The sequence below is a fragment of the uncultured Mailhella sp. genome, from assembly GCF_944324995.1.
Taxonomy (GTDB): Bacteria; Desulfobacterota; Desulfovibrionia; order Desulfovibrionales; family Desulfovibrionaceae; genus Mailhella.
The window spans coordinates 12882-32564 of sequence record NZ_CALUYL010000032.1; the positions used below are offsets into that span (position 1 = coordinate 12882).

Here is a 19683-nt window from a genome sequence, read left to right on the forward strand (position 1 = left end):
CTGAGGTTTACCGTGAAAGCAAAAGATCTCATCAAAATATTGGAAGCAGCTGGCTTCCTCCTTGTGACCACACAGGGAGGAAGAAAAAGAAAAGGTAATCATCTGAAGTACAAGCATCCTGACGGGAGATGGACTGTTATTAGTCACGGGGACAAAGACTTCAGCAGACAATATGTGGAGAAGGTAGCTGAACAGGCTGGAATTGATATTTCTTGGAAAAACTAAGCCAGCAGGAACATTTCCTTAAAAAGCTCTGTTATGAAATTTCAAATTAGATATATAAATTATATAAAAAATAAATGGTTATAAATTAAAAATTTCAATGACAAGCTTTTTTTAATAAAAATCATAGCGGAGCCTTGAAGAAACGCGAAAATGTGGAGGAAAAGGGATTCTCCACAAATACGAGGCTAACCATGAAATTCCCTATGATCATCTATAAAGATGAACACTCTGATTACTGCGGACTGTTGCCCGATTTTCCCGGTATGTTTCTCGCCGAGAAATCAGTTGACGCTTTGGTTGAATCCGTACAGGACGCGGTAGAAGTTTGGATGGAAGGGGAAGAGCCGGAAAAATTCCCTGCACCCAGCACCCTGCAGCAAATTTCCGAAACAGAAGAAGCTAAAGGACATACCCTTGTTTTAGTGGATGTTGATCCTTCTTTCTTAGACACGTCCACCATCAGGATCAGTGTCTCTGTTCCCCGATATGCTCTGGCCATGATTGATAAGGCCGCTCAAAAGGCAGGGAAAAAACGCTCTACCTATTTGGTAGAAAGTGCTTTAACTGCTGCAACCGCATAGCATAGTTCCTAGGTTGTTTCACCACGCGGACACCTCCTTTTTCTGAGGTGTCCGCACTTTTTTTTAATTTTTTTTATTTTTTTAAAAGCGGAACCACCTATTAATTCAACAGGTTGTCAATTTTTGCATTTTTTGCACTTTTTTGCATAGTGTAACCATTTGATTTTATTGATGTGATAAAATTGTTATTTTCCCCTGTGATACTAAAACACACAAAAAGAACAACGATTTCATAGGGATAAAAATTTAAAAAAGATACGCTCCATACGCTCCACACGCTCCACACGCTCCATACGCTCCATACGCTCCATACGAGACTGACACATTTCTCCAGCCGTGCTATATCCCCGCAAAAGTGCCCTTCGACTTTGAGAGGGCGAAAATTGCGAACAAGTACGCAGGGTAAGCACATGGCTATTTTCACACGAGCAGAAAAAAGGCGGCAGCTTGAGCTTTGGAACAAGGCTCTGGCCAAGGTGAGTTCTGGTCAGGAATACACCATCGGCTCCCGCCGCCTGCGCTATGCCGACCTGCCTGAAATTCGGGAGACGCTGGACTGGATAAACTCTCAGCCCACGGTGGAAGACGAACAGGCCGGTCGCGGTCTGCCTTTCTTTCTGCAGGGCATACCCGGCCGCGGCGGCCAAGGAGGCTACTGATGAAGGTCTCCATGAATATGCTCGACCGCATGATTTCCTGGATCTCTCCCAGGGCGGGCGCACAGCGTATGTTCGCCAGAATGAGCATGGCGGCGGCCTCCGGCCGTATTACCAATGTACGGAATGCCGCCGGAGGCCGGGAAGGCACCATGGGCAACTGGCATCCGCGCCGGCTGCATCGCCATGAGGAACAGCTCAGTTTCTTCAAGGCCATGGAGAGGGCGGAATCACTGCTTGCCAACGACGGCCATGCCGTCTCCGCCATTGACGCTCTGACTCTGAACATCGTGGGCGGCGGTCTCAAGCCCCAGAGTTACCCGGACTGCGCCACGCTCGGCATTTCGGAAGATGAAGGCGCGGCCTTTGCGGAATCCATGGAGCGTGCATGGAAATTCTGGAGCGAGGAAGCCGACGCCGGAGCCGTTCTCTCCTTTGAGGACATTCAGTATCAAGCCATGCGCTCCATGCTGACCACAGGGGAAATTCTCCATCTTTCCGCCTGGCGCGAGGATGGCAACAGGCTTTTCGGCTTCTGCATTCAGCCGCTGCACCCGGCCCGTCTCCGTACCCCGACGGACAAGACCGGCGACCATTCCATTCAGAACGGCATTGAACTCGGCCGCTACGGGGAGCCGCTCGCCTACTGGATAGCCACGCCCGGCGATGATCAGCCCCTGAACGGTCTGAGCTCCAGCGACTTCATCCGCGTTGAACGGGAAAAGGCCGGCCGCATCATCTGCCTGCACCGCTATCGCTCGCTTATGCCGGAGGCCATCCGCGGCACCAGCATTCTGGCTCCGGCCATGAAGCAGTTCCGCGATCTCGCCGACTATGTGGACTACGAGCTGGTGGGGGCGCTCATTGCGGCGAGCTTCACGGTGTTCATCGAAGACGCGAACCCCTCGTTCCCCGGCGGCGGCTTCGGCGGAGCGTCCTCCGCTATTCCGCCGGATTACACCCAGCAGATTCAGCCCGGCACCGTGGTGCTCGGTCAGGCCGGCCACAAGCCGCACATCATATCCAGCAACCGGCCCGGCTCCATGTTCGACCAGTTCTATGAGCGCATCCTGCGGGCGGCCGCGGCATCTACCGGACAGCCTTACGAGAGCGTGGCCAAGGATTTTTCCAAGACCAACTACTCCAGCGCCCGTGCTGCCCTTCTGGAAGTGTGGAAGCTGCACGCGCTCTATCAGGACTGGTTCGTCCGCTCCGTGCTTACGCCCTACTACCGCATGGTGCTGGAGGAAGCCTGGATTCGCGGAATGCTGGCTATTCCCGCCAAAGCCAAGGCTCCGGATTCCGACCCGTTCACGCTTCGCGCCTGGTGCAACTGCGTATGGACGCGGCCGCCCCGCGGACAGATCGATCCCGTCAAGGAACGGGAGGCCGACAATCTTGCTCTGGCCAACTTCACGGAAACCCACTCGGCCATCTGCCATGCCCGCGGTCTGGACTTTGAAACCGTGATTCGCACCAGGCAGCGGGAAAAACGTCTGATGGAAAAACTCGGCCTCGCAGAAAGCCCTTCTCCTGTGTCTGCAACAAAGGACGACGATCATGCCGACGAACAATAATATTTCACCCACCCTCCCCCGCGAATGGGCCATTCTGCCGGAAACGCTTGATGTGCTCCTTCATCAAGCGGCCCGTGTGGCCCGGCAGAATGCCCGCACAACCCCGGAGCCGACGGGCGACCTGGACTATCAGCTCGACGGCTCCGTGGCCATTGTGCCTGTTCACGGTGCTCTGGCCAAGAACGGCCTGTTTTTCTTCGGCTGGAAGCTGTGCGACGGGATGCGCGACATTGCCTCCTGCCTGCGCCGTGCGGCGGCGGATTCTAGGGTCAAGGCCATCATGCTGGATGTGGACTCTCCCGGCGGTACGGTGGACGGCATCGAAGAGCTGGCGGAAGCCGTCTCGCAGGTCGGTCTTATGAAGCCCGTGTACGCCTTTGCCGACGGTCTCATGGCGTCCGCCGCGTACTGGCTTTCCTGCGGTGCCCGTGAAATCGCCGCGCCGGCCACGGCTCAGGTGGGCAGCATCGGCGTCATTCTGATTCACCGCGAATACTCCAAAGCCCTCGAAGAAAACGGCATTGCCTGCAACATCATTGCCGCCGGTCACTACAAGGCCGCCGGCAATGCCGTGGAACCGCTCTCGGAAGAAATGCGCTCCTACCTGCAGGCCGGCGTGGATGAAACCTACGATCTCTTTCTGAAGGCCGTGGAAAAAGGCCGCGGCGTGGACCGCGAAAAGTCTCTGACCATGGCCGACGGAAAAATATTTTCGGGAAGTGAAGCCCTTTCCAAGGGGCTTATCGACCGGGTCTGTTCCCGGTCGGAATTCCTGCAACACATTAAAGAAGGAGTCCCCATGAATTCGACGGAACTCAAGGCTCAGTACCCCGAAGCGGTGTCGGATCTCAAAGCGGAATTCGAACAGGAACACCGGGCCGCCCTGAGTGCGGCAAAGGAAGAAGGCATGAAAATTGGATGCGAACAGGAACGCGCACGCATGGTGGCACTGGCCGCGGCCGCCATCGGCGAAGAGGCCGGAGCCACGCTGAAGGAACTTGCGGAATCCGACATGACGCCGGAGCAGTTCGACAAGGTGAAAAAGGTGCTCGCAAGCTCCGGCAGCAAACTCGATGCCCTGCGTCAGGCACACAGCGGCACGGACGTCGCCCCCCGCGGAGCGGCCCCGCGCAGCGCCGCAGGCTTTGAACAGCTTGTGGACAACTACATGGTGGAACACAACGCCAGGCGCGGCGAAGCCGTCAGGGCCATCGCGGAAAAGTACCCGGAAGCCCATCAGAAGTGGCTGAAAGAACTTCAGAACTAGGAGAACACATGAGCTACTTTGAAATTCCCCGCAAAACCTTTGTGGCCGGCGCGGCCATCGAATGCAACACGCTGGTGAGCCTGACGGCGGACGGCGTTGTTCCCTGCACGGCGGAAACGCTGCCTGTCGGTGTGGCCGAAACTCAGGCGCATGATGCCGAAGATGTTGTCGGCGTGCGCCTCATCAATGCGTCCGGCACCGTGGAAGTGCTGTGCAGCGGTGCCGTGGCCGTCGGCGACAAGCTCAGCCCTGCGGCCAACGGCGCTGTGGCAAAAAGCACGGCCCTTCCTGTGTGCGGCATAGCTCTGACTGCCGGAGAAGACGGCTCTCTGGTGGAAATGATGCCGCTGCTCAACCTTCAGGCAACGGAGTAACCCATGCCCAGAACTTCCGCCATTCTTCGCCCCGACCTCGGCGCTCTGGCCTACGAATATTCCATGAACGCGGCAAAACAGGGCTTCATCGGTTCCCTCGTGCTCCCGCCCTTCTATACCCCGCTGAAAAACGCTCAGTACCCCGTCATTCCTGCGGAAGCCATTCTTGAAGTGGCCGATACTCAGCGGGCAGCCCGCTCGGCCTATGCCCGCGGTGACTGGGAATTCGTGATGGAAAATTACAGCTGCTCCGAAAACGGCTGGGAAGAACCTATTGACGACACCGAAGCCGAGCTTTTCCGCTCCTACTTCGATGCTGAGACCGTAGCCGTGGAACGGGCTACCAGCATCGTGCTCCGGTCCATGGAACGCCGTGTGGCCAAGAAGGTCATGGATACCAAGGTGTTCACGAATGCCGCCGCCAAAGCCGCCTGGAACAACTACGGCTCGGCAGATCCGCTGGCCGACGTAAGCGCCGGCAAGGCAACTTTCCGCCATACCGTCGGCCTGCAGCCCAATGCTCTCATCATGGACAAGGACGTATTCGACCACATTTCGCTGTGCGAAGCCGTCATCGAGCGCGTGAAATACACCAGCCCCAACGCCATCCGCGGAGCGCTGACCGTTGAGCAGCTCAAGGCCTATTTCGGCGTGGAGCATCTGCTTGTGGCAGGGGCCGTCTACAACAGTTCCGCCAAGAAGCAGACAAAGAAAATCGAATCCGTCTGGCCCGTCGACAAGGTCATGCTGGCCTGCATTTCCAGCGGCGGCAACGACCTCAAGGAACCGAGTCTCGGCCGCACCTTCGTGTGGGAAAACGATGCCCCCGACATCATCGTGACTGAGCAGTACCGGGAAGAACAGACCCGCAGCGACATTTACCGCGTGCGTCAGTACACGGACGAGTGCATTCAGTTCGCCGGAGCCGGCTACATCATCACCGGAGTAACCGCGTAATGGCCAGTTTCGACGTTGCTCTGGAAAAACTGCTTCAGAAGGAAGGCGGCTGGTGCAACGTGCCTGGGGACAAGGGCGGAGAGACCTACTGCGGCATCTCCAGCCGCTCCTGGCCTGCCTGGGACGGCTGGAGCATCGTCGCCAAGGCGAAAGTCCATGAGTCCTATGAGGAAGGCCCCGCTGCCTTCAGCAAGCATCTGGCCGGAATCCCTACGCTCTATGCCCGTGTGTCTCAGTTCTACCGCAAAAATTTCTGGAACAAGGCCTGTGCCGACACCATGCCGCAGGCCCTGGCCGATGAAATGCTGGAGCAGGCGGTCAATCTCGGCGTTCTCAGGGCAGTCATGTTTCTGCAGAAGACCTGCAATGCCCTGAACTTCAGGCAGGGACAGACGCTTTTCAAGGATCTCTCCGTCGATGGAACCATGGGAGCAAAAACGCTTGCCGCCCTTGACTCCGTTCTGATCGGGCACAGCGCCGGCGATGTGCTCCGCTGCCTCAATCTTCAGCAGGGCAATTACTACATTGCCCTTGCTGCGGCCAATCCCGTACAGAGAAAATTTCTGGCGGGCTGGCTGAAACGTGCTACCGAGGAAAACGATGAATAAAGGTGTGATTGCTGGCGTCGTCAGCATCCTTGTGGCCGTCATGGCCTGGTTCGGCATCGACGTGTCCACGGAAGAACAGCAGACGCTTATGGAAGGTCTCACGGCCATCTTCGGCGCAGGCGGCATGATTTCTCTCATCTGGGGATGGATTCAGACGCTGAAAAACAAAAAGAAACAGGAATAGCCGTGTGGACCGATTTCTGGAGCTTCTTTCAGTCATCGTGTCTGCTCTGGCTGCGGCACTGGAAAAATGTCGGGCAACCAACCGTCAGGATCATGCTGACAGTGTTCGTTCCGATGGTGCTGGCAGCTGGCTGCAACGCTTCGGCGGCAAAGACCGGCGTCCTGCCGACAACTCCGGGAGCCATAGCGACTGAGTCCTGGTCGTATGAGTATCAGGGACAAACGGTAACTGTGCCCGGCGAATGGATACATCTGCCTGCCTCCGAAGCGGCAGAACTGCAACTCTGGATGGAACAGGCAGGAGGTCTGCTGTGAGTCCCGACATCATGTACAACCTCATCTGTGCGCTCCTGGGCGTGAACGTGGCCGTGGTGAGCTACTATCTGCGCCGGCACGACCGTCAGCACGACATGATTTCCAAGGCCGTGGATGAGCTGAAAAACCAGCGTGTTCTGTGCGTATCGCTCTACGCGAAGAAAGAAACCGTTTCTCGCCTCCATACGCGCATGGATGAACTGGTCGCGGCAAACGGAGCTCTGGCCCAGCGGGTCGGAGTTCTTGAAGCCTCTCTGGAAGCCTGCCGGGAGGAACGCTGATGTTTCGGGATGAAGTAGTAGACGACGTCCGGGCCGTCTTTATGAGTCTCGATGAATTCGGAGAAGAAATCGACTTCGACGGGCACTCCGTGCGGGCCGTCATCGATGACAGCCATGCCGCCATCTCCACGGGAGGCTCTCAGGGCTTTTCCGATGCCTCCGCTCTCGGTCTCCTGAAGGAAGTCCGCACTCTGTACATGGAAGACACCATAACTCCGCGGCCTGTTCCGGAACAGCTGGTGACCATCAACGGCGAGCGCTGGCAGATCGGCCCGGACGACACCAGCGTCAAGGAAGAAATGGGCGTACTCGTCCTGGAACTGCAACGGGCATACTCGTGAGGTTCTCATGCTGCCGACTCTTGATATCCGCCTCGATGAAAAGGACGTCACCAGGTGCAAGCAAATGTGCGCCGCCTTTCCCTCCCTTCTGGAAACGGCTCTTCAGAAGGCGGAGAAAACGACGCGCAGCGTCCTTCGCCGGCACGTCACCAAGAAGCTCAAGGCAGTCGTGGAACTGCCTGGAACTTCCGTAACCCGTGCCGTCACTGCACGACAGAGAAACGGCGCTCAGGAAGTCCGCATTGCTTCCGGGCAGACTCCCCTCATCAGCTACAAGATCACGCCTCTGATCCGCGTTCCTCCCAAAGGCATCGCTTCCCGTGACAGACCGCGCACCTGGTACCGTCTTCGCAAGGGCGGCAAGCTCTACGACGACTCTCGTGTGCGAGGCGAAGATGCAGTCGGCCGCACGTCGAAACTCTTTGTTACCACGGTACGCGGCCGCACCGCGGTGTTCTACCGGACGGAATCGGATGATGCACTGCATGAAAAGCGAGGCCCCTCCCTGCAGTGGCATATGTACGAAGACGGCATGATCCCTGAAGTACAGGAGTACGGCCGGCAAAGCCTGTTCCGCAACCTCGAAAATGAACTGAACCGGCTGGGAGTATCCAGACTATGAACTCTTTTTTCCTTCTTACCGAGCTCTCCGATTATCTGTCTCCGGCTCTGGAGAATCTGCCTCTGCCCAGAAAACACAGGGGCAGCCATGAAGAAACGGAAACCGTGCCGAGCCTGATACTCGGCCTTCCTCCCACCGGTCAGGAAAGCTGGGAGCGCGTGCCCTTTGTCTCCATTCAGGCTCTTTCCGGCAAAGAAACCGAGGACGGGCTGGCCAGCATGGACGTGGGCATACGCATAGCCGTGCGCGGAGAAACCGGCGAAGAGGCAGAAAACCATCTGCACAATGTCCTGAACGCCGTCAGGCACCGCCTGCTCCAGCTCAAAAAGCAACCTCTGGCCAAACTGTACCGGCTGGAACCTACCAAAGACGGCATTGTTCCCTGGTGGCGTCCTGATGAACAGGTCTTTCCCTTTGCCGAAGCCTTCATTCTGACCACCTGGACCTTCAAGGGGATGGAATAATCCCCACACCGAGAGGTATTCTCATGGCCTATAAGCATGGCGTTTACATCAGTGAAGCCGATACCAAACTGGTCTCGGCCGTAGAAGCAACTTCCACTCTTCCCGTGGTCGTAGGCGTTGCTCCTGTCCACTCTCTGGGCAATACCAAAGCTCCGGTCAACGAACCGAAGCTCATCTACACCATGACGGAATTCGTGGCCGCCTTCGGCTCTCCGAGGGACGATGAACCCTATACCAGATATCCGCTCTACGAGGCGGCATCCCTGATGCTGGACCGCTACAAGGTCTCTCCGCTTGTCTGCATCAATGTGTTCGACCCTGCGGAGCATACCAGCGAGGTCGAAAGCGAAAGCCTCACTCTCGTCAAGGGTTCGGCCCTGCTCGCTCACGGCGGCGTGTCCGCTCTGCCCCTGAAGGTCAGTGAAGGCAGCCCGCTTACGGAAAACACCGATTTTTCCCTGAACGCAGGGACCGGCGAGATTTCGATTCTGGAAGGCGGAAGTCTTACCGGGAACGAGACGCTTACCGCCACCTACACCTATGCCGACCCGACCAAGGTCACGTCCAAGGAGGTGATCGGCGGCGTGGATGAAACAACGCTGAAGCCTACCGGCCTTTCCGCCGTCCAGCGTGTGTTTCCTCTGTTCAGGCTTGTTCCCGGCCAGATTCTGACTCCGGGCTTCTCCGATGTACCGGCCGTGGGCATTGCCATCGCTTCCGCCTGCACCGACATTTCCGGCGTCTTCCGCGCCCAGGGCCACATTACCGTGCCCGAAACGCTGAACAACTATACGGAAGCGCCGGCATGGCTCATCGACAACGGTCTGACCGACAGCCATCTCATCTGCACCTTCGGCTCTCCTACCTATAACGGTCTGAAGGAACACGGCGACATCCATGAAGCCTGCGGCATCTGCCGCAGGGCTGCGGAGAACGACGACATTCCCTTCTGGAGCCCTTCCAACTACGGGCTGAAGGCCGACGGCGTGATGTATGGCGACAGCGATCTGAACCTCGATCTGTCTCAGGCCGCCTACCTGAACGGCAACGGCATTGCCACCTTCATCAATTTCACGTCTTCGTTTGTGTTCTGGGGCGACCTGACGACCGCCTATCCCGGTGTGTCCGATGTGAAGGAGGTGCAGATCCCCGTCCGCATGATGTTCAACTGGATAGGCAACAGCATCATCCTCACTGCCTTTCAGAAGGTCAGCGCTCCTTTGCGCCGCCGGCTCATCGAAACGGTGTGCGATACGCTCAACGTCTGGCTCAACGGTCTGACGGCGCGGGAATTCATCCTCGGCGGCCGCGTGGAATTCCTGGAATCGGAAAATCCTTCGACTGATCTCATGGGCGGCATTGCCCGCTTCCATGTGTATGTCACGCCTCCGAGTGCCGCCGGAGAACTGGACTTCACGCTGGAATACGACGTCGACTACCTCAGCACGCTTTTTGAAGCGGCGTAACGGAGGCATCCATGGCACTGGCACAGACCAACCTCATTCCCGCACTTCTGGCAGATGCCCGCATCTATAAGGACGGCTATGTTCTTCTGGGCGTAGGCAACATTGAACTGCCCAGCATCGAATATATGTCGGAAACGCTTTCCGGTTTCGGCCTGGGCGGTGAAATCGAAGTCCCCGTCAAGGGGCACTTCAAAAGCATGACCGTCAAAATCAAATGGAACACGGTCGAACCGGAGGCCGTTCAGCTTCTGGAAACCACCGCCCATCATCTGGACATACGCGGCTCCGTCGAAAAAGTGGACGCCGGCACCGGTGAATTCCTTGATCTGCCCGTGAAACTGGTCCTGCAGGCAGCTCCCAAGACAAACAGCCTCGGAACCATGGAACCGGCCAAGAAGATGGACGGAGAAACCGAACTGGAAGTCACCTACCTGAAACTCTGGATCAATGGGGTGGAAGAGATGGAAATCGACAAGCTCAACTTCATCTGCAGGATACAGGGCACCGACCTTCTCCAGGTCATGAGAATCAATCTGGGGATGATCTGATGGACGCCTACATTGTCGGCCAAGGCGTCAAATTCGAGCGTATTCGTCGGATTACCGGCTACCTGGTCGGCGATCTGGACAGGTTCAACAACGGCAAACGTGCAGAAGAGCGCGACCGGGTAAAACACTGCAGCATGAATGACTGGGAGGCGAAAAAATGAAGGAAAACATCACGCTGAAATATCCTCTGAATCTGGCAGACGGAAAGTTGAGCAACATTTCCATACGCCGGCCGGACCTCGGCGACCTGCTCGACTGTCCTGTGAAGGACGCCTCGGACATAAAGGGCGAAGCCGTTCTTCTGGCCAGACTCTGCGGCATGAACATGGAAGATTTCCGCAAGCTCGACCTCGAAGACTACCTGCAGGTGCAGAAAAGCTATCTGCGATTTCGCATCGGAAACGATGTCGAAGAAGGAAGTGATGCGTCTGTGCGTGATTCTGTCCCGGCTCACGGGATGGGGGCTTGAGGACGTGCGGAGCGTGAAGGTGTGCGACGTGAAAGACTGGCTGGACGTCGCCATGGATGTGGAAAAATCCATGGCCGGCAAGTAGTCAGGCTCTCTGAGACTTTTTTAAAGCATCGATCCGGGCAAGCATCTCCTGATGCTCCCGGCGCTTGCGGGCGTTCAGCTCTTCTTCCCATGCCTTCCGCTCCCGCGCTTTCCATTCCGGCCGCCACTTGCGGTGCCGGACATAGAGCACGGCCCGGCGCACAGCCTCGAACAAACGTCCAGACGCGGCAAAGGCAAGCCTTGTACCTGTAAACGTAAGGGCCATGCCGTCCAGCACGCGACAGAGACACCAAAGAACCACAATTCCGGCAACGAGAACGGCCAGCACCACCATCACGCCGGACAGCACACCGTTGACAATTTCCATCATTACCTCCGGAGAAACACCATGGCACAGAATTTCGGCGTAGGATTCATCATTGGTGCCACGGTTGCGGCTTCAGTCAATTCTGCATTTACCACAGTCTCCAATAAAATCAAACAAACACAAGCACAGATGGGCAAAACCCGACAGGAGATGTCCATTCTGAATAAAGCCATCACGCTGCAAAACCAGCGTTCTTCCCTGGTGGATCAGTATCGGGCGTCCGGGGGAACCGATGCAAAGCTTCATGCCGAGCTGCAGCGCGTATCGGCAAACTATGTGAAGGCCAGGCAGGAAGCTCTCAAATACGGTGCTTCCGTTGCTGAATGGGAAACGCAGCATCGAAAAGCCGCCGCCACATTGGAAACGCTGAACAGCAAAAAAGAGCTTCTGTCTTCCATGCAGGGGGAACAGAACAAGCGCTCCATGCTGCGCCAGAATATCGTGGGCGATGTGGCCAGCGTCATGGCTGTGGCGGCTCCCGTACGCTCCGCCATTTCTTTTGAGTCTGCCATGGCCGACGCGGCGAAAACCATTGACGGTATGCGCGATGAAACCGGCGCTCTCACTCCGGTTTATTATGAGATGGAAGCCGCCGTAAAGAGTCTGGGGCGTGAGCTTCCTTTGACTCATGACCAGATTGCTTCTCTGTTCGCGGCCGGCGGTCAGCAGGGCATGACCGCCATCAGTGACCTGCGCGAATTCGCCACCATGGCCGCACAGATGGCGGTGGCCTTCGGCATGAGCAATGACGAAGCCGCGGATGCCATCGGCGGCTACAGGACGGCTCTCGGCCTCTCGTTTGAAGATACCCGCTCCATGCTGGATCTGATGAACCAGTACGCCAACACCTCTTCCGCGTCGGAAAAAGGCATTGCCGACATTGTGCGGCGCATCGGTTCTCTTGGACAGATCGCCGGCGTGTCCGCCAAGCCCATGACGGCGCTGGCCGCAACGCTGGACTCCATGAAGCTCGCTCCTGAAGTGGCAGCCACGGGCATCAAGAATATGCTTCTCTCCCTGACGGCCGGCAGCGCCGCCACCAAAAGCCAGCGGGAAGCCTTTGCCAAGCTCGGCATCGATGTGGTCAAGCTCTCCCGGCAGATGCAGAAGGACGGACCGGCTGCGGTCATCAGTGTCCTCGAAGCGGTCAAGCGGCTTCCGGAAGCCGAACAGCTTTCCATCATGAGCGAGATATTCGGCAAGGAAAGCATCGGCGCCATCGCACCGCTTCTTAAGAACCTGCAACTTGTGAGGCAGAATCTTGAGATTGCCGGCGACGAGTCCCAGTATGCCGGAGCCATGCAGCAGGAGTTTGCCAACCGCTCAAAGACGACGGCCAACAATCTCGTCATCATGAAAAACAGACTGGCGGAAATGGGGATTACTCTCGGCTCCGTCGTACTGCCTGCGCTGAATGCCGGTCTTGATACCCTCGGCCCGTACATCTCTGCCATCGCGGATTTTGCCGGAAAGCATCAGACGCTCACGACCGTTATCGTGGGAGCCGCAGCGGGATTCATGCTGCTCGGTCCTGTGGTTCGCGCCGGCGCTCTGGCCTACAGCCTGTTCCGCTCTGTACTTCTGGGCGGTCGAGCAGCCATTGCCGCGGTCACCACCGCTCAGTGGGGACTGAATGCAGCATTTTCCGCCAACCCCATCGGCATCGCCGTCACGGCCGTCGCGGCTCTCGTGGCCGGGCTTATCTATCTCTACCAGACCTGTGAGCCGGTACGTGCTGCCTTTGACGCTGTATTCGGCTACATCGGAAACATCATCAGCAGTGTCTGGCAAAAAATCAAAGGCTTCGGGGATACGCTGAAGTCTCTCGGCAAATGGGCTGGCTTTGGAGGCGATGACGAAGAAGAAGCCGAAACGGTTAATCCGGAAGCGGTTGTTCCACCGCCCAAGACTGTCGTTCCACCTCTGCCTCCTGTTCCGCAGGGGTCGCCCTTTGTTCTTCCGGCTCCTTACGGATCAGGGGCCGCGTCGCCCTCGTCTTCTCAGGCCGGACAGCCGGTCTCTCAGGGCCAGCTTCCGGGGACCCCCGTCACGGCAAACTTCAGCTTCCAGATGAGCGGCATTCCCGACAGGGATTTCGCGGAACGGGTCGTCCAGGCAATCCAGGAACGACGTTCCGAATTCGAGCAGCTTCTTGACCGGATTGTCCGGGATCAGCAGAGGGCGGCCTATGGCGTCTAGCTACAAAACTTTGCAGGGCGATACCTGGGACAGCATCGCCTATGGTCTGTGGGGCAGGGAAAAACTCATGCATCTGCTCATTCTGGCCAATCCGGAATATGCCGACGTGCTCATCTTCCCCGCAGGAACAGTCCTGGTCGTGCCCGACGTGGAAACATCCACCATGGCCGGCAACCTTCCTCCCTGGATGACGGAATAAGGGGTGCCCATGCTTGCCCGAAGAGTGAAGCTTCATGTGGACATCGGTGGCCACGACGCCACGGACTACATGAACGCCAGCGTTATGGAGTTTGAATACATCGACCACGAAAACGGCAAGGCCGACGAAGTCCGTCTTTCTCTCCACGACAGGGACGGTCACTGGTCCGGCGACTGGAGGCCCAGGAAAGGCACGGAAATCAATGCCTCCTTCACGGTGGTCAACTGGATGGAGAATGAGGGGGATGAAGAAAAGGAAATCACCTTTCCCTGCGGCCGGTTCACCGTGGATGAAATCGAATTCTCCGGCCCGCCCGACCGCGTGGAAATCAAGGCGCTCTCCGCTTCCCTCACGTCGTCCATCAGGGACACGAAGCGCACTCAGGCATGGGAACGATATTCCCTGCAGGGCATTGCCGCAGAGATAGCCGGACGCAACGGTCTGGGCCTCATGTACACCGCCAGGGAACACAGCTTCGGCCGCAAGGACCAGCGTGATGAAGCGGACCTTGCCTTTCTCCAGCGACTCGCCTCCGCCTGCGGCGTCAAATGCAAGGTTCACGAAAACAAGCTGGTGCTGTTTGAAGCCGACGATGCCGATCAGGCCGAGCCTGTTCTGACCATCCCCAAATCCGGAAGTCAGTTTTCGCCTTCCCGCTATCGCTTTCTCGATTCCAGTTCCGATACCGGCTATCGACGCGCCGTGGTGAAGTACACCGATCCCGCAACCGGCAAGCTGCAGAAGGCCGAAGTGGAAGTGAAGGGAGAAGACCAATGAGCGACGACAAGACTCTCACACTTGAAAGCCGTGTGGAAAATTCCACGGAAGCCGTGCAGCTCGGCCGGGCCGAACTGCGGAAGAAAAACGAAAAGGAAAAGACCGCGGAGCTGGAACTTATGGGGCATCCCAGCCTTGTTTCCGGCTCCAACATCGAGCTTGCCGGCTTCGGTCAATGGGATGGCAAGTACGCCATTGTGGAAGCTCACCACATGCTGAAGCCCGGCTATACCGTCCGCCTGAAAATCCGCAAGACGCTGGAGGGATGATGTCTTTCGACATGGCAAGCTTTGACCGCCGTATAAGCGCACTGGAAGGCAACCGCGGAGCCAGCCTGCGCTTTGCCACCGTGTCCACCGTCCAGCCGGAAAAAGGTACGGTTCGCGTCGTACTGGAAGACGGCGACGACATGGTGTCATACCCTCTGCAGGTTCTTTTCCCCCGTGCGGGCAAGGATACCGTGCAGGATATGCCCGACGTGGGCGACCGGGTCGCCGTGCTCTTCTCTGGAGCAGGACTTGAGGCGGGCGTCGTTCTCGGCGGCTACTACTCGGATGCCAATACGGCTCCTTCAAAGAACAGCGACGTCTTTTACCGCAGGTTTTCCGACGGCACGGAGCTTTCCTATGACCGCAAGGCCCACAAGCTTTCCGCCTCCGTTCAGGGCGACGCTGAGTGTACCGTCAAAGGTTCGGCATCGCTCACCGCGGAAGGTGCGATCAAGATCGAGTCGTCCTCCAGTATATCTCTCAAGGCCCCCAGCATCATGCTTTCCGGGGCGATCTCTTCCGAAGGTCATGGCGGCGGTGCCGGCACCTTCAGCATAAAAGGCAAGGTGGACGTGGACGGAACCGTGGACAGCACGGGCGACATGAAGGCGGAAGGCATTTCCGTGGCTCATCATACCCATACCTGCCCGGACGGGCAGACCGACACCCCGCACTGAGGTTGCCATGAATATAGGATCGCTGGGGGATATTCCCTTTGAAACATCGGCCTCCTTTGTCAGAACGCCGCGCGACATCAGCCGGAAAATATCCTCCCGGTATGAGACGCACTACGTTCTCGGTGCCAAGCCCCGCCTTGAGTACCTCAGCGAGGATCTCGACTCCATCACCATGCAGATCCGCCTTGTGGAAATAGGCTTGATTCAGCCGGAAGCGGATCTTGCCAGACTGGCCGATCTCTGCCGTCAGGGACAAGTTGTGCCGCTCATTCTCATGGGCGTGAACTGCGGCAACGTCATCATCGAAAGCGTCACGGAACGCTGGCGCGGCAAAGGGGAAAGCGGCCCTTTCTGCATCGATGCCACGCTGGAACTCAAGGAGTACGTCTGATGCCTGAACTTCTCGTGGACAATGCCCCCATCGTCATCGGCGCAAGCGGCATGGAGGAAATCACCCAGAACATCCGCATGATCGTGCTGACCTTCATGGGATCGGTCCCTCTTCATCGCAGCTTTGCCCATGACCCTGCCGTGCTTGACTCCCCTTCTCCGCTGGAAACGGCCCGTCTCATCGGGTCACTGACTACGGCCATTGAAACCTAGGAGCCGCGGGTCAAGGTTGAAAGCCTCCGGCTCGAAAGGCGCACGGATGCCGACGCCATGCTGGGGCATCTTGTTCCCCGTATCACCTTCAGTCTTCGGGAGTCCTGATTATGCCACTGCTTGATGTCTCTTTTGCAGAAGAGCGCTCCGACGTCATCGAATCGAATCTCATTGCCGAATATGAAGCCGCCACAGGCAAAACCCTTTATCCGGCCGACCCCGTGCGTCTGTTTCTGGCAACGCTGGCCTATCGTCTGGCCGTACAGAATGCCGTCATCAATCTGGCCGGCCGTCAGGGCCTCCTGGCCTATGCCACAGGCGGACACCTCGATCATCTCGGCGCATTGCTCGGCGTGGAGCGTCTTGCCGCCAAGCCGGCACGCACCATGCTCCGCTATTCTCTGCAGGAAGCGCTGACTTTTTCCGTCACCGTGCCTTCCGGCAGCCGTGTTGCCACCCGCGACGGTACTGCGGTGTTCAAAACGACGTCCGCCGCAGTCATCGAGCCCGGAGAAACGTTTGTGGACGTGCTTGCCGAAGCCGTGGAAGGCGGCTCCAAAGCAAACGGACTTGTAGCCGGCCAGCTCTGCGAAATGGTGGACATCGTGGCTTACGTTGCGTCGGCAAGCAATGTCTCCGCCAGCACCGACGGAGACGACGAGGAAAGCGACGATCGGCTTCGGGAACGCATCAGGCTCGCTCCGGAAGCGTTTTCCGTCGCCGGACCGGAAGGCGCCTATCGGGCGCTGACTCTGGCCGCCAGCACCAAGATTGCTGCCGTGTCCGTCACTACGCCCACGCCCGGAACGGTGGACATCCGGCTTGTCATGGCAAACGGAGAACTCCCGGACCCTGCGACCATCGAACTCGTCCAGAAAACGCTGTCTGCCGAAGATGTCCGGCCGCTTACCGACAACGTGCAGGTCGCTGCTCCGGATACGGTCTCCTATGACATCACGGGCAAATGGTATGCCACAGCGGATGACTCCACCATGCTCGACACCATCACGGAGGCCGTTGCCGCTGCCGTCGAGTCCTACCGGCTCTGGCAGCGCAGCCAGCCCGGCCGGGACATCAATCCGTCCGAACTCATTCGGAGGATCATGGATGCCGGAGCCAAGCGCGTAGAACTTTCCTCCCCTGTTTTTCAGGCCCTGACTGAAACACAGCTCGCCGTGGAAGACGCCGTTTCCATGACCTTTGGAGGGATTGAAGATGTCTGATCGTCCCTTCCTTGAGCTGCTTCCCGCGAGTTTGTCCATGGACCGGACCATGCATGGCGTGGCCGACTCCCTGGAGCCGCATCTTTGTGCCGGCGATGCCGCCATAGCCTCCATCCTTCTCATTACCCGTCTGTCAGGCGACGGAAAGCCGCTTGCTCCCGCGCTGGAGCGCCTGGTCGAACAGTCCGGCGGCCTGAAAGACCTGGAAGAGAACCTGCTCGACCTCATGGCCTGGCAGTATCATGTCGATGATTACGATCTGGCGCAAAGCTATGACGCCAAGCTCGACATGGTTCGCACGTCCATTGCGCTGCACAGGAAAAAGGGAACCCGATGGGCCGTCAGACGCGCTATCGACGCCGCTTTTCAGGACATCAGCACAACGGTGCTGGAATGGTTTGAATACGGGGCGGAGCCGTACCACTTCAAGGTGGCCATATCCGTTTTCGGCGACGGCATCATGAAGGATGCCATAGAGCGGGCACACCGCCTCATAGAAAGCAACAAGTCCAAACGATCAATCTGCGACGGCATCACGCTGGCCCTGGCAAGCTCAGTGACCACGCATTGCGGAACTGCCGTATGCATGGGCACCTGCATAACCATTGAACCGGAACTCATAGACGCGCTGGACGCCCAGCCGCTGAACTCCTTCTGCGGTCTCGGCACTCACATTGAAAGCTCCATGACCATCTGCTCGTAGGAGGAAACATGGCAGATCAGACATACAAAACGGTCACCACAAACCTGGGGCGCAACGCTCTTCAGGTTGCGCTGTCTCAGGGCAGCACCGTGCAGTTGACCCACATGGCCGTCGGCGACGGCAACGGCTCTCCCGTAACCCCGCAGGCTACCATGACGGCTCTTGTTCATGAGGTCTATCGGGCCAACATCAACCTTTTGACCGTGGACCCGGACAACCCCGACCAGATCACGGCGGAGCTGGTTATTCCTCAGTCCGCAGGTGGATTCTTCATCCGGGAAGTCGGTCTCTTCCTGGCCGACGGTACGCTCTTTGCCATCGGCAACACGCCGCTCACGGAGAAAACCGACATTCAGTCCGGCTCCGCCACGGACATGACCGTCAAAATGGTCTTCAGAGTGCAGGATGCCAGCCTCATTCAGCTGGTCATCGATCCGGCTCAGGTGCTGGCCACACGCGAATATGTGGACAGCATCAGCTCCCGTGAGCAGAAAACCTGGACTCTGAACGCCCCCGTCGAAAGCGGCGGAACGCTGACTCTGCCCGACGGACTTTCGTACATCGTGGGCAGAGACCAGCTCCTGCTCTTCTGGAACGGCTATCCCGTCGATGCCAGCGCATTCGCGGAAACGGGAAACGCCGGCACTGTCTCGACTACCATCAAACTGCTTTTCAGCGCTGCAAGCGGCGACGAAATGCAGATGGTCCTTTTCGGCTCCCGTCTCTAACCCTTATCCCGGAGGTAATATGTCTTCTCTCCTTCTCCACTTTTACGACATGAAAAGCGGTGAATTCCTGTCGTCCCGTGTCGCCCAGAAGAGACCGAATGGACAATACATTCTCGATGTCCAGGGCGCGACGTCCGTCGCGCCTCCCGAAGTCTCCGAAGGACAGGCTGCCTGCTGGGACGGCCATGCCTGGCAGATCAAGGAAGACCACCGTCAGAAGCGCGACAAAGGCGGCGTCATCATCGAAGGTTCGGGCACCGATTTCTGGCTTCCGGAAGACGACTGGAGCTCTCCTGCCCGGCACATGGAAGACCTCGGCCCCCTTCCCGAAAACGCCCTTCTGGAAAGGCCGGCCAAGCCGGAAACGGAAGTGGAAAAAGAAACACGTCGTGCCCGCATGGCCGAGCTGGAAAGCTGGTTCAGGGCGCATGACTACATCGGCGTAAAAATCGCCACAGGCCGGGCCAGCGCCGAGGAATATGCCGAAGAAATCGCCCTCATGAACCAGTACGCTGCGGAAATGGATGCCCTGCGTGCGGAAGAAAACCTGCTCACCGAAGGAGAATAACATGGCCTACCCTGCTCTTTTCCGTCATCTCTTTGGCGACAATCCCGTGCGTCCCTTCAAATTCCGCAAGGAACTCATTCCGCTGGACGTGGACAAGTTTAACCAGTGGTATGACCAGATGGAGACTTGGCGGAAAAGCCTTATCGGCTGCCTTATCCCCACGACCATGGCCACTCTTCCCTCGTGTCTCGGCATTCCCGACGGTTCGCTGTTCCTTTTCGAAGATTATCCTGAACTGAAGGAGAAATATGACGCCGGCGGCTTCAACGGTATGCTGCTTGAATCTACGGCCACCTCCGAAGAAAAAGACGCCTGGCGTGGCAAATGGATAAAACATCCGCAAGGGCTTGGATTATATGCACCTCGTTTGCAAGGACTGTTTTTGCGGAAC

General features: G+C 57.6%; 30 protein-coding genes and 1 pseudogene. 30 read left to right on the forward strand and 1 reads right to left on the reverse strand.

All coding sequences use genetic code 11. The features are described 5' to 3' along the window. Positions 1-12: 12 nt before the first annotated feature. The 18 genes from Q0K02_RS11300 to Q0K02_RS11385 all read left to right on the forward strand — a co-directional run bounded on the left by Q0K02_RS11300 (position 13) and on the right by Q0K02_RS11385 (position 10934). Positions 13-225, forward strand: a complete 213-nt coding sequence (locus Q0K02_RS11300) for a type II toxin-antitoxin system HicA family toxin (RefSeq protein ID WP_294488899.1) — start codon at positions 13-15, stop codon at positions 223-225. 203 nt (positions 226-428) lie between these two features. Beyond that, a complete protein-coding gene (locus tag Q0K02_RS11305; RefSeq protein WP_294488902.1) occupies positions 429-806 on the forward strand; it encodes a type II toxin-antitoxin system HicB family antitoxin in 378 nt (125 codons plus the stop codon). A 410-nt stretch (positions 807-1216) separates the two neighbouring features. Beyond that, positions 1217-1465 (forward strand): hypothetical protein, encoded by a 249-nt coding sequence (locus Q0K02_RS11310; protein WP_294488904.1) that lies wholly within the window; start codon positions 1217-1219, stop codon positions 1463-1465. After that, a complete protein-coding gene (locus tag Q0K02_RS11315; RefSeq protein ID WP_294488907.1) occupies positions 1465-3039 on the forward strand; it encodes a phage portal protein in 1575 nt (524 codons plus the stop codon). The genes Q0K02_RS11310 and Q0K02_RS11315 overlap by 1 nt, the downstream gene beginning before the upstream one ends. Beyond that, positions 3023-4306 (forward strand): signal peptide peptidase SppA, encoded by a 1284-nt coding sequence (gene sppA, locus Q0K02_RS11320; protein ID WP_294488910.1) that lies wholly within the window; start codon positions 3023-3025, stop codon positions 4304-4306. The genes Q0K02_RS11315 and sppA overlap by 17 nt, the downstream gene beginning before the upstream one ends. Before the next feature lie 8 nt (positions 4307-4314). Next, positions 4315-4680 (forward strand): hypothetical protein, encoded by a 366-nt coding sequence (locus Q0K02_RS11325; RefSeq protein WP_294446273.1) that lies wholly within the window; start codon positions 4315-4317, stop codon positions 4678-4680. A gap of 3 nt (positions 4681-4683) precedes the next feature. Next, positions 4684-5637, forward strand: coding sequence for a hypothetical protein (locus tag Q0K02_RS11330; RefSeq protein WP_294488913.1), 954 nt, complete (start codon positions 4684-4686; stop codon positions 5635-5637). Next, entirely contained in the window at positions 5637-6245 is a 609-nt protein-coding gene (locus tag Q0K02_RS11335) for a glycosyl hydrolase 108 family protein (protein WP_294488915.1), read from the forward strand. The genes Q0K02_RS11330 and Q0K02_RS11335 overlap by 1 nt, the downstream gene beginning before the upstream one ends. 4 nt (positions 6246-6249) lie before the next feature. Continuing rightward, a complete protein-coding gene (locus Q0K02_RS11340) occupies positions 6250-6429 on the forward strand; it encodes a hypothetical protein (protein WP_294488918.1) in 180 nt (59 codons plus the stop codon). Between the two features lie 2 nt (positions 6430-6431). Then, complete coding sequence (locus tag Q0K02_RS11345) at positions 6432-6743, forward strand: hypothetical protein (protein WP_294488921.1); 312 nt, start codon at positions 6432-6434, stop codon at positions 6741-6743. Further along, complete coding sequence (locus Q0K02_RS11350; RefSeq protein ID WP_294446278.1) at positions 6740-7024, forward strand: hypothetical protein; 285 nt, start codon at positions 6740-6742, stop codon at positions 7022-7024. Before Q0K02_RS11345 ends, Q0K02_RS11350 begins: the two co-directional genes overlap by 4 nt. Beyond that, on the forward strand, positions 7024-7365 hold the full coding sequence (locus Q0K02_RS11355; RefSeq protein ID WP_294488924.1) for a hypothetical protein: 342 nt from the start codon (positions 7024-7026) through the stop codon (positions 7363-7365). Before Q0K02_RS11350 ends, Q0K02_RS11355 begins: the two co-directional genes overlap by 1 nt. A gap of 7 nt (positions 7366-7372) precedes the next feature. After that, the gene (locus tag Q0K02_RS11360) at positions 7373-7987 is read left to right on the forward strand and encodes a hypothetical protein (RefSeq protein ID WP_294488928.1); all 615 of its coding nucleotides are present in this window, start codon (positions 7373-7375) and stop codon (positions 7985-7987) included. Beyond that, entirely contained in the window at positions 7984-8451 is a 468-nt protein-coding gene (locus Q0K02_RS11365) for a hypothetical protein (RefSeq protein WP_294488930.1), read from the forward strand. The genes Q0K02_RS11360 and Q0K02_RS11365 overlap by 4 nt, the downstream gene beginning before the upstream one ends. A 23-nt stretch (positions 8452-8474) precedes the next feature. Further along, entirely contained in the window at positions 8475-9917 is a 1443-nt protein-coding gene (locus Q0K02_RS11370) for a phage tail sheath protein (protein WP_294488932.1), read from the forward strand. Positions 9918-9928: 11 nt separating this feature from the next. Beyond that, complete coding sequence (locus tag Q0K02_RS11375; RefSeq protein WP_294488935.1) at positions 9929-10465, forward strand: phage major tail tube protein; 537 nt, start codon at positions 9929-9931, stop codon at positions 10463-10465. Then, the gene (gene nrdD, locus Q0K02_RS11380; RefSeq protein WP_294488938.1) at positions 10465-10626 is read left to right on the forward strand and encodes an anaerobic ribonucleoside-triphosphate reductase; all 162 of its coding nucleotides are present in this window, start codon (positions 10465-10467) and stop codon (positions 10624-10626) included. Before Q0K02_RS11375 ends, nrdD begins: the two co-directional genes overlap by 1 nt. Beyond that, positions 10623-10934 carry a phage tail assembly protein gene (locus Q0K02_RS11385; RefSeq protein WP_294488942.1) on the forward strand — a complete coding sequence of 104 codons (312 nt, stop codon included), beginning with the start codon at positions 10623-10625 and terminating at the stop codon, positions 10932-10934. The genes nrdD and Q0K02_RS11385 overlap by 4 nt, the downstream gene beginning before the upstream one ends. Before the next feature lie 85 nt (positions 10935-11019). On the opposite strand, the gene Q0K02_RS11390 is transcribed toward Q0K02_RS11385, so the two are convergent. Next, the gene (locus Q0K02_RS11390) at positions 11020-11349 is read right to left on the reverse strand and encodes a hypothetical protein (protein ID WP_294488945.1); all 330 of its coding nucleotides are present in this window, start codon (positions 11347-11349) and stop codon (positions 11020-11022) included. Between the two features lie 18 nt (positions 11350-11367). Here Q0K02_RS11390 and Q0K02_RS11395 point away from each other — a divergent pair, with 18 nt between their 5' ends. The 12 genes and pseudogenes from Q0K02_RS11395 to Q0K02_RS11450 form a co-directional block, all read left to right on the forward strand. Then, on the forward strand, positions 11368-13545 hold the full coding sequence (locus tag Q0K02_RS11395; protein ID WP_294488948.1) for a phage tail tape measure protein: 2178 nt from the start codon (positions 11368-11370) through the stop codon (positions 13543-13545). Then, a complete protein-coding gene (locus Q0K02_RS11400) occupies positions 13535-13744 on the forward strand; it encodes a tail protein X (RefSeq protein WP_294488951.1) in 210 nt (69 codons plus the stop codon). The genes Q0K02_RS11395 and Q0K02_RS11400 overlap by 11 nt, the downstream gene beginning before the upstream one ends. A 9-nt stretch (positions 13745-13753) precedes the next feature. Next, complete coding sequence (locus tag Q0K02_RS11405) at positions 13754-14521, forward strand: hypothetical protein (protein ID WP_294488954.1); 768 nt, start codon at positions 13754-13756, stop codon at positions 14519-14521. After that, positions 14518-14790: a hypothetical protein gene (locus Q0K02_RS11410; protein WP_294488956.1), complete on the forward strand. Its 273-nt coding sequence runs from the start codon at positions 14518-14520 to the stop codon at positions 14788-14790. Before Q0K02_RS11405 ends, Q0K02_RS11410 begins: the two co-directional genes overlap by 4 nt. Beyond that, entirely contained in the window at positions 14790-15467 is a 678-nt protein-coding gene (locus Q0K02_RS11415) for a phage baseplate assembly protein V (RefSeq protein ID WP_294488959.1), read from the forward strand. The genes Q0K02_RS11410 and Q0K02_RS11415 overlap by 1 nt, the downstream gene beginning before the upstream one ends. A 7-nt stretch (positions 15468-15474) precedes the next feature. Beyond that, positions 15475-15858 (forward strand): phage tail protein, encoded by a 384-nt coding sequence (locus Q0K02_RS11420; RefSeq protein ID WP_294488961.1) that lies wholly within the window; start codon positions 15475-15477, stop codon positions 15856-15858. After that, the gene (locus Q0K02_RS11425) at positions 15858-16070 is read left to right on the forward strand and encodes a hypothetical protein (protein ID WP_294488964.1); all 213 of its coding nucleotides are present in this window, start codon (positions 15858-15860) and stop codon (positions 16068-16070) included. The genes Q0K02_RS11420 and Q0K02_RS11425 overlap by 1 nt, the downstream gene beginning before the upstream one ends. Positions 16071-16180: 110 nt before the next feature. Beyond that, on the forward strand, positions 16181-17293 hold the full coding sequence (locus tag Q0K02_RS11430; protein ID WP_294488967.1) for a baseplate J/gp47 family protein: 1113 nt from the start codon (positions 16181-16183) through the stop codon (positions 17291-17293). After that, positions 17286-17996, forward strand: coding sequence for a phage tail protein I (locus Q0K02_RS11435; protein ID WP_294488970.1), 711 nt, complete (start codon positions 17286-17288; stop codon positions 17994-17996). The genes Q0K02_RS11430 and Q0K02_RS11435 overlap by 8 nt, the downstream gene beginning before the upstream one ends. Before the next feature lie 8 nt (positions 17997-18004). After that, positions 18005-18724, forward strand: coding sequence for a phage tail protein (locus tag Q0K02_RS11440; RefSeq protein WP_294488972.1), 720 nt, complete (start codon positions 18005-18007; stop codon positions 18722-18724). Positions 18725-18743: 19 nt separating this feature from the next. Beyond that, a complete protein-coding gene (locus Q0K02_RS11445; RefSeq protein WP_294488975.1) occupies positions 18744-19292 on the forward strand; it encodes a lipoyl synthase in 549 nt (182 codons plus the stop codon). Between the two features lies 1 nt (position 19293). Beyond that, positions 19294-19683: pseudogene (locus Q0K02_RS11450) on the forward strand (hypothetical protein); the annotation flags it as partial.

Excerpts from the sequence above, each read along its gene's own strand:
- Q0K02_RS11405 (WP_294488954.1), top strand. The coding sequence starts at position 13,754 with ATGCTTGCCCGAAGAGTGAAGCTTCATGTGGACATCGGTGGCCACGAC.
- Q0K02_RS11425 (WP_294488964.1), top strand. The coding sequence starts at position 15,858 with ATGCCTGAACTTCTCGTGGACAATGCCCCCATCGTCATCGGCGCAAGC.
- Q0K02_RS11445 (WP_294488975.1), top strand. The coding sequence starts at position 18,744 with ATGTCTTCTCTCCTTCTCCACTTTTACGACATGAAAAGCGGTGAATTC.
- nrdD (WP_294488938.1), top strand. The coding sequence starts at position 10,465 with ATGGACGCCTACATTGTCGGCCAAGGCGTCAAATTCGAGCGTATTCGT.
- Q0K02_RS11365 (WP_294488930.1), top strand. The coding sequence starts at position 7,984 with ATGAACTCTTTTTTCCTTCTTACCGAGCTCTCCGATTATCTGTCTCCG.
- Q0K02_RS11305 (WP_294488902.1), top strand. The coding sequence starts at position 429 with ATGATCATCTATAAAGATGAACACTCTGATTACTGCGGACTGTTGCCC.
- Q0K02_RS11315 (WP_294488907.1), top strand. The coding sequence starts at position 1,465 with ATGAAGGTCTCCATGAATATGCTCGACCGCATGATTTCCTGGATCTCT.
- Q0K02_RS11370 (WP_294488932.1), top strand. The coding sequence starts at position 8,475 with ATGGCCTATAAGCATGGCGTTTACATCAGTGAAGCCGATACCAAACTG.
- Q0K02_RS11355 (WP_294488924.1), top strand. The coding sequence starts at position 7,024 with ATGTTTCGGGATGAAGTAGTAGACGACGTCCGGGCCGTCTTTATGAGT.
- Q0K02_RS11410 (WP_294488956.1), top strand. The coding sequence starts at position 14,518 with ATGAGCGACGACAAGACTCTCACACTTGAAAGCCGTGTGGAAAATTCC.
- Q0K02_RS11330 (WP_294488913.1), top strand. The coding sequence starts at position 4,684 with ATGCCCAGAACTTCCGCCATTCTTCGCCCCGACCTCGGCGCTCTGGCC.
- Q0K02_RS11430 (WP_294488967.1), top strand. The coding sequence starts at position 16,181 with ATGCCACTGCTTGATGTCTCTTTTGCAGAAGAGCGCTCCGACGTCATC.
- Q0K02_RS11440 (WP_294488972.1), top strand. The coding sequence starts at position 18,005 with ATGGCAGATCAGACATACAAAACGGTCACCACAAACCTGGGGCGCAAC.
- Q0K02_RS11360 (WP_294488928.1), top strand. The coding sequence starts at position 7,373 with ATGCTGCCGACTCTTGATATCCGCCTCGATGAAAAGGACGTCACCAGG.
- Q0K02_RS11310 (WP_294488904.1), top strand. The coding sequence starts at position 1,217 with ATGGCTATTTTCACACGAGCAGAAAAAAGGCGGCAGCTTGAGCTTTGG.
- Q0K02_RS11420 (WP_294488961.1), top strand. The coding sequence starts at position 15,475 with ATGAATATAGGATCGCTGGGGGATATTCCCTTTGAAACATCGGCCTCC.
- Q0K02_RS11390 (WP_294488945.1), bottom strand. The coding sequence starts at position 11,349 with ATGATGGAAATTGTCAACGGTGTGCTGTCCGGCGTGATGGTGGTGCTG.
- Q0K02_RS11400 (WP_294488951.1), top strand. The coding sequence starts at position 13,535 with ATGGCGTCTAGCTACAAAACTTTGCAGGGCGATACCTGGGACAGCATC.
- Q0K02_RS11395 (WP_294488948.1), top strand. The coding sequence starts at position 11,368 with ATGGCACAGAATTTCGGCGTAGGATTCATCATTGGTGCCACGGTTGCG.
- Q0K02_RS11335 (WP_294488915.1), top strand. The coding sequence starts at position 5,637 with ATGGCCAGTTTCGACGTTGCTCTGGAAAAACTGCTTCAGAAGGAAGGC.
- Q0K02_RS11415 (WP_294488959.1), top strand. The coding sequence starts at position 14,790 with ATGTCTTTCGACATGGCAAGCTTTGACCGCCGTATAAGCGCACTGGAA.
- Q0K02_RS11375 (WP_294488935.1), top strand. The coding sequence starts at position 9,929 with ATGGCACTGGCACAGACCAACCTCATTCCCGCACTTCTGGCAGATGCC.
- sppA (WP_294488910.1), top strand. The coding sequence starts at position 3,023 with ATGCCGACGAACAATAATATTTCACCCACCCTCCCCCGCGAATGGGCC.
- Q0K02_RS11435 (WP_294488970.1), top strand. The coding sequence starts at position 17,286 with ATGTCTGATCGTCCCTTCCTTGAGCTGCTTCCCGCGAGTTTGTCCATG.
- Q0K02_RS11385 (WP_294488942.1), top strand. The coding sequence starts at position 10,623 with ATGAAGGAAAACATCACGCTGAAATATCCTCTGAATCTGGCAGACGGA.
- Q0K02_RS11325 (WP_294446273.1), top strand. The coding sequence starts at position 4,315 with ATGAGCTACTTTGAAATTCCCCGCAAAACCTTTGTGGCCGGCGCGGCC.